This window comes from Rhizobacter sp. (assembly GCF_031412075.1).
Taxonomy (GTDB): Bacteria; Pseudomonadota; Gammaproteobacteria; order Burkholderiales; family Burkholderiaceae_C; genus Rhizobacter.
In genome coordinates this window covers 1-3,176 of sequence record NZ_JANOCG010000280.1, presented here as the reverse complement: position 1 = coordinate 3,176, position 3,176 = coordinate 1, and the positions used below count along the sequence as shown (strand labels likewise).

The window sequence follows — 3,176 nt, the reverse complement described above, 5'->3', positions numbered from 1 at the left end:
CAGGCTGAGCGGACTGTGGCCTTCATCGTTTCTTGGCGCGCGGATGCGCGGCGTCATACACCTTCGCCAAATGCTGAAAGTCGAGCTTGGTGTAGACCTGCGTGGTCGTGATGTTGGCGTGGCCGAGGAGCTCCTGCACGGCGCGCAGGTCGCCGCTCGATTGCAGCAGGTGCGACGCAAACGAGTGGCGCAGCATGTGCGGGTGCACGTGGGTGGGCAGCCCGGCTTGCAACGCGCGGGTCTTGAGCCGCGAGCGCACCTGGCTGGCGGTGAGGCGGGTGCCACGCTGGCTGACGAAGAGCGCCGCCTCGCCCTGCCCTGCCATCGTGGCGCGGTGCGTGAGCCACTCACGCAAGGCCTTCAACGCAGGGCCACCGACCGGCACGCTGCGCCGTTTGCCCCCTTTGCCCAACACATGCACCGACGCATCGGGCGCATCGACCCACCCTGCGGCCTGCCCACCGGCCTGCACGTCCAGGCCCACCAGTTCGCCCACGCGCAGGCCACAACCGTAGAGCAGCTCCACCATGCACTGGTCGCGCGCGGCAAGGGCCGGGTCGGCGTCCTCATGCGACTGCTCGGCCAGTGCCACCGCATGGTCCACCGACAAGGCCTTGGGCAGCGGGCGCGCCGCCTTGGGCGCACGCACACCGTCCACCGGGTTGAGGGCGACCATCCCTTCGCGGCCCGCCCAGCGGTAGTAGCCGCGCCACGCCGAAAGAATGAGCGCGATGCTGCGCGAGGCGAGCCCCTGCGCATGCAGCTGCGCGGCCCAGCGGCGAACGTGGTGCACCTGCGCGGCGCGCAGGCCCACGCCGGCCTCGGTCGCAAACGACTGCAGGCGGGTGAGCGCTTCGCGGTACAGCGTCAGCGTGCGCAGCGCGAGCCGGCGTTCGACTTCGAGGTGGACGAGGTGGCGCCGCAGATCGTCATCGAGGATGACAGCCCCTCGGTCAACGGGTAAATCGACCGATCCCCCAAGGGGATGCTGGCCGGCTTGGGAGCGGCCCGGCGCTCGGCCCGCCGCGCTTGCCATGGTTGTCGTTGAATGAGCGTCCGCCTCAAGATCGCCCTCACGATCTTCGCCACCGGCTTGGTCACCGCCTTGGCCGTGCTCGCCACCGTCGTCTTCGCCTTTCAGCGCTTCGAACACGAAACCACCTACCAGCGGGCCTCGGCCTTCCTGGGCCGGGTGGTGGCGACTTATGACAACCTGTTCGAGATGCACGAGCGTTACCCGGAAGACTTCAACGTCTTCCTGAAGAACCTGGTGCTGTTCGAGCCCGACACCCAGCTCTACCTGCTCGACCCTGAAGGCACGGTGCTCGCCAGCACCGGCTCGGTGAAGTTGCCGCCGGGGTTCAAGGTGGCGATGGGCCCGGTGCGCCAGGCCGCCAGCTCGCCGGGCGCGGCTTATGTGATGGGCGACGACCCCGAGCGCATGGACGCCGATGCCATCGTCACCGCCCGCCCGGTGGGCCGGCGCGCCATCCGCTCCGGCGAGCCGGTGGCCGGCTATCTCTACCTCGTGTGCCACAAAGAGGGTTTGCCGGCCAGCCGCTGGCAGACGCTGCGCGCGAGTTTTGCGCAACCGGCGATGTGGCTCATCACCGCCATCGTGGCGCTCACCACGGTGCTTGCGGCGCTGGTGATCGCCTCGGTCACCCGGCCGCTCAAGCGGCTCACGCAGGCGGTGGCAGCGTTGTCTGAAAAAGGCCTGCAAGAAGGTGCGGTGCACGCCGAGCCTTTGCTGCCCGCTGCCACGCGAGACGAGTTCGGCCAGCTCACCCAGGCCTTCGGCGCCATGCTGGCGACCCTGCGCAAGCAGTGGGACGCGCTTCGCCGGCTCGACCACTTTCGCCGCGAAGCGGTGAGCAACCTGTCGCACGACCTGCGCTCGCCACTCACCGCCACCACCGCCTGCCTGGAGACGCTGCAAGCCCGTTGGGCTGGCGACGCGGCGCGCCAGGACGACCACCGCCTGGCCGAGGTGGCCTTGCGCAACACCCGCAACGCGGCGCGCATGGTGCAGTCGCTCGGTGACCTGGCCACGCTCGACGAACCGGCGTTCCAGCTGCGCCGCGAGCAGGTCGACCTGCACGAGCTGCTGGCCGACATTGCCGCGCGTTTTACCGAGCGGGCGGCCCAGCGGGGTGTGGCGCTGTCGGCGCTGCACGACGGCGACCACCCGGTGGTGGCCCAGGTCGACGTGGAGTTGTTCGAGCGCGCGGTGGCCAACCTGGTCGACAACGCGCTCAAGTTCTGCGGCAGCGGCTGCCGCATCACGGTGCAGGCCGATGAGCGGTCCGACGAGGTGGTGGTGACGGTGCGCGACACCGGGCCGGGCATCGCCGAGGCCGACCTGCCCCACCTCTTCGACCGCTTCTACCAGGCCCGTCAGACGGTGGCTCCCGCCACCGGCGAGGGCGGCAAGGGTCTGGGCCTGGCCATCGTCAAGCGCATCGTCGAACTGCATGGCGGCAGCGTGAAAGTGACCAGTTCTCCGACACAGGGCACGGAGGTGAAGTTGGTGCTACCGCTGGTGATCAGCCCCAAGTTGGCGCGTGAAAACCCCTAGTGTGTGCATGAAAGCACCGCCCTAAAGTGCGCCCACTCGCGGCCGGCAGCGGAATCTGCCGGGCACTGGCGGGGGTCTGAGGAGACATATACAAGGCAGCCCACAGCACAAGCTCGCAGGTTGCACAACAGAGGCCGGTGCCCAAGAAGCACACGTGCCGATGACATCATGCAGGGGCGTCAGGGAAACCTGACGCCCTTTGTGTTTTTTGGGCGCACCCTCCTTGGACCTGATCACCGTCACCCTTGCTTCGCTGTTTGCCGGCTTCGTCGATGCCATCGTCGGCGGGGGCGGCCTGATCCTGGTGCCGGCCTTGTTCAGCGTGTTCCCCAACGCTGCTCCTGCCACGCTGTTTGGCACCAACAAGGGTGCCGCCGTCTGGGGCACGGCCTGGGCCACGGTGCAGTTCGCCAAGAAGGTGCAGATGCGCTGGGCCGCCTTGCTGCCGGCCGCGCTGGCGGCCTTGGCGGGCAGCGCCGTCGGCGCCTGGACGGTCACCCTGGTGAGCGCGGGCGGCCTGCGCCGCGCCTTGCCCTTTGTGCTGCTGGCCGTGCTGGCCTACACCCTGGCCCGCAAGGACATGGGCCGCCATCACACG

The 3,176-nt window shown here is 69.0% G+C and carries 3 protein-coding genes; 2 read left to right on the top strand and 1 reads right to left on the bottom strand.

What is annotated here, in order from left to right:
* Positions 1 to 22: 22 nt before the first annotated feature.
* Positions 23 to 1,036 (bottom strand): tyrosine recombinase XerC, encoded by a 1,014-nt coding sequence (gene xerC, locus RMO40_RS10115; RefSeq protein ID WP_309720077.1) that lies wholly within the window; start codon positions 1,034 to 1,036, stop codon positions 23 to 25.
* A 12-nt stretch (positions 1,037 to 1,048) separates the two neighbouring features.
* On the opposite strand from xerC, the gene RMO40_RS10110 reads away from it, so the two are divergent.
* Positions 1,049 to 2,578, top strand: coding sequence for a HAMP domain-containing sensor histidine kinase (locus RMO40_RS10110; RefSeq protein ID WP_309720074.1), 1,530 nt, complete (start codon positions 1,049 to 1,051; stop codon positions 2,576 to 2,578).
* 223 nt (positions 2,579 to 2,801) lie between these two features.
* A partial coding sequence (locus RMO40_RS10105) for a TSUP family transporter (RefSeq protein WP_309720069.1) occupies positions 2,802 to 3,176 on the top strand: 375 nt, incomplete at its 3' end.

Coding starts and splice junctions, on each gene's coding strand:
- xerC (WP_309720077.1), bottom strand. CDS start 1,036: ATGGCAAGCGCGGCGGGCCGAGCGCCGGGCCGCTCCCAAGCCGGCCAG.
- RMO40_RS10110 (WP_309720074.1), top strand. CDS start 1,049: ATGAGCGTCCGCCTCAAGATCGCCCTCACGATCTTCGCCACCGGCTTG.